Genomic DNA, 4,024 nt, shown 5'->3' with positions numbered 1-4,024 from the left:
TTCGCGCTGCAGACCGCCTTCACCTATTCGGCGAACCGGTAAGGAGGGCATGATGTCGACCATTCTTCAGCTCAAGGGCGTCGAAAAGGGCTTTGGCGAAGGCGTCAAACGCAACCCGGTCCTCGCCGACATCTCGCTCGATGTCGCAGAGGGCGAATTCATCGCGATCCTCGGCTTTTCCGGGGCGGGCAAGACGACGCTGATGTCGATGTTCGCCGGACTTGAAAAGCCGGACAGCGGCGAAATCCTGTTTCGCGGCGCGCCGGTGGAAGGCCCGTCGCCCAGACGCGGCATCGTGTTCCAGAACTATGCGCTGATGCCCTGGCTTTCGGTGGAGGCCAATGTGCGGCTCGCCGTCGACGCCGTGCATCAGCAGAAAACGGCGAAGGAGAGGGCCGCTCTCGTCGACTGGTATGTGGCGATGGTGGGCCTGAAACACGCCCGCGACCGCAAGCCGTCGGAACTGTCCGGCGGGATGCGCCAGCGCGTCTCGGTTGCCCGCGCGCTCGCCATGCAGCCGGACGTGCTGCTGCTCGACGAGCCGCTGTCGGCGCTCGATGCGCTGACCCGCGCCAAGCTGCAGGACGAGCTTGCCGATATCTCGCAGAAAGAGAAGAAGACCATCATCCTCGTCACCAATGATGTCGACGAGGCCATTCTTCTGGCGGACCGGATCGTGCCGCTGACGCCCGGCCCCAACGCCACTTTCGGCCCGTCCTTCAATGTCAATATCGCCCGGCCCCGCGAGCGCGCGGCAATGAATTCCGACCTGGATTTCATCCGGCTTCGCTCGGCTGTCACCGAATATCTGATGGATGTCGGCGTTAGCGCCAAGCCGGAGACGGCGCGGGTGGAAACGCTACCCAATGTCGTTCCGATTTCGCTCAAATCGACCTCGAAGCCGCTGCCCGCCGCCTATCGCGAAAAGGCGCAGTCGGCCATCGAGAGCGGCTATGTCGAATTTTCCAACGTCACCAAGATCTATCCGACGCCGAAGGGCCCGCTGACCGTCGTCGACGGCTTCGACCTGAAGATGAAGAAGGGCGAGTTCATTTCCGTGATCGGTCATTCCGGCTGCGGGAAATCGACAGTGCTTTCCATGGCGGCGGGGCTGAACCCGATCAATGCCGGGGGCATCATTCTCGATGGGCGCGAGATTTCCGGCGCCGGGCCGGATCGCGCCGTGGTGTTTCAGGCCCCCTCGCTGATGCCTTGGTTGACGGCCCGCGAGAATGTCGCCCTCGGCGTTGACCGGGTCTATCCGAAGGCAAGTCCCGCCGAGCGCCGGGATGTTGTCGAATACTATCTCGAGCGGGTCGGTCTTGGCGATGCCATGAACCGTGCGGCGGCCGATATGTCGAACGGCATGCGCCAGCGCGTCGGCATCGCCCGCGCCTTCGCGCTGTCGCCGAAGCTTTTGCTGCTGGACGAACCCTTCGGCATGCTCGACAGCCTGACCCGCTGGGAGTTGCAGGAGGTGCTGATGGAAGTCTGGTCACGCACCAAGGTGACCGCCATCTGCGTGACCCACGATGTGGATGAGGCCATTCTCCTGGCCGACCGGGTGGTGATGATGTCGAACGGGCCGAATGCCCGCATCGGCAATATCATGGAGGTCGACCTGCCGCGCCCGCGCTCTCGGAAAGCACTGCTCGACCACCCGGATTATTACGCCTACCGCGAAGAACTGCTGGAATTTCTCGAAGCCTATGAGGGCGGCGCCTCGCCCGCCGAGGAACAGCTCGCCGCCATCAGGCAGAAGCGCGACCAGCGCATCAGCCGGCAGACCTGCAACAAACGCGTCGCAGCGGAGTAAAGATCATGGCCCAGAAACTCGTCATCATCGGAAACGGCATGGCCCCCGGCCGCATGCTCGAAGACCTGTTCGAGCGCGCCCCCGGCCTCTATGACGTCACCATTTTCAACGCCGAACCGCGGGTGAACTACGACCGCATCATGCTGTCGCCGGTGCTCTCCGGTGAAAAGACCTATGAAGACATCATCATCCATGGCGATGACTGGTATGAAGCCCATGGCGTGACGCTACATCGCGGCGCGAAGGTGTCGAAGATCGACCGCGAGGCGAAGACCGTGACCGCCGAAAACGGCGTGACGGCCTCCTATGACCGGCTGGTGATCGCCACCGGCTCCTCGCCCTTCATCATCCCGGTGCCCGGCCACGATCTGCCGGGCGTGCTCGCCTATCGCGATCTCGATGACGTGGACCGGATGCTGAAGATTGCCGAGGGGCAGGGCCATGCGGTGGTCATCGGCGGCGGGCTTCTCGGTCTTGAAGCGGCCTACGGGCTGAAGCAGCGCGGCATGAGCGTCACCGTGCTGCACCTGATGGACACGATCATGGAGCGGCAGCTCGATCCGGCAGCGGCCTATCTTCTGGAAAAGGCGCTGGACGAACGCGGCATCGAGATCATCACCAAGGCCAATACGAAACGCATTCTTGGTGCGGACAAGGTCGAAGGCGTCGAGCTGGAGGACGGCCGCATCATCTCCGCCGATATGGTGGTGATGGCGGTCGGCATCCGCCCGGCGGCGGGGCTTGGCAAGGATGCGGGGCTTGAGGTCAATCGCGGCATCGTCGTCAATGACGGCATGGCGACCTCCGATCCCGCCATCTTCGCGCTCGGCGAATGCGCCGAACATCGCGGTACCTGCTACGGCCTCGTCGCACCGCTTTATGAGAGCGCCGGCGTGCTGGCGGATCGGCTTGCCGGTGGCTCGGCCGAATACAAGGGCTCGCATGTCAACACCAAGCTGAAGGTTACCGGCATCAAGTTGTTTTCGGCCGGCGATTTCGCCGAGGGGCCGGACCGCGAGGAGGTGGTGTTGCGCGATGCCACGCGCGGCGTTTACAAGCGCGTGATCCTGCAGGATAACCGCGTGATCGGCGCCGTGCTCTACGGCGACACCGCCGATGGCGCCTGGTATTTCGACATGCTGAAGCGCGGAACCGACGTTTCCGAAATGCGCGAGACGCTGATCTACGGTCAGGCCTATCAGGGCGGCGCCGCTGCCGATCCGACTGCCGCCGTCGCGGCGCTTCCCGATGACGCGGAAATCTGCGGCTGCAACGGCATCTGCAAGGGCAAGATCGTCACCGCGATCAAGGACAAGGGCCTGACCTCGCTCGACGATGTCCGCGCCCACACCAAGGCCTCCGCGTCGTGCGGCACCTGCACCGGGCTCGTCGAACAGCTGATGGCGCTGACGCTGGGCGATGCCTATAACCCCGCCGCCGTCCAGCCGGTCTGCGGCTGCACCGATCTCGGCCATGACGATGTCCGCCGCCTGATCCGCGCCAAGGGGCTGAAGACCATTCCCGCCGTGATGCAGGAGCTCGAATGGAAAACCTCCTGCGGCTGTGCCAAGTGCCGGCCGGCGCTCAATTACTATCTCGTCTGCGACTGGCCCGGCGAATATGCCGATGACTATCAGTCGCGCTTCATCAACGAGCGCGTCCACGCCAATATCCAGAAGGACGGCACCTATTCGGTCGTGCCGCGCATGTGGGGCGGGGTGACCTCATCGAAGGAGCTGCGCGCGATCGCCGATGTCGTCGACAAATACAAGATCCCGACCGTCAAATGCACCGGCGGCCAGCGCATCGACATGCTGGGGGTGAAGAAGGAGGACCTGCCGGCGGTCTGGGCCGATCTCGGCAAGGCGGGCTTCGTTTCCGGCCAGGCCTATGCCAAGGGCCTGCGCACGGTGAAGACCTGCGTCGGCAGTGACTGGTGCCGCTTCGGCACGCAGGATTCGACCGGCCTCGGCATTCGGCTCGAAAAGTTCATGTGGGGCTCGTGGACGCCGGCCAAGCTGAAGCTTGCGGTTTCCGGCTGTCCGCGCAACTGCGCGGAGGCAACCTGCAAGGATATCGGCGTCATCTGCGTCGATAGCGGCTTTGAAATTCATTTCGCCGGCGCCGCCGGGCTCGAAATTCGCGGCACGGAAGTGCTCGGCATGGTGAAGACCGAGGACGAGGCGCTGGAGCATATCGTGGCGCTCA

Annotated in this window: 2 protein-coding genes; both read left to right on the top strand. The window is 63.8% G+C overall.

The window, feature by feature from the left end:
• Positions 1 to 49: 49 nt before the first annotated feature.
• Positions 50 to 1,816, top strand: a complete 1,767-nt coding sequence (locus tag AC5DC2_RS20545) for an ABC transporter ATP-binding protein (protein ID WP_491699829.1) — start codon at positions 50 to 52, stop codon at positions 1,814 to 1,816.
• Between the two features lie 5 nt (positions 1,817 to 1,821).
• Positions 1,822 to 4,024 (top strand): nitrite reductase large subunit NirB (nirB, locus tag AC5DC2_RS20540; protein WP_491699828.1); only part of this gene is annotated, 2,203 nt, incomplete at its 3' end.

This window comes from Martelella sp., from assembly GCF_984369615.1.
The sequence above is the reverse complement of the archived record's forward strand: the minus strand, read 5'-3'. Positions and strand labels throughout refer to the sequence as shown.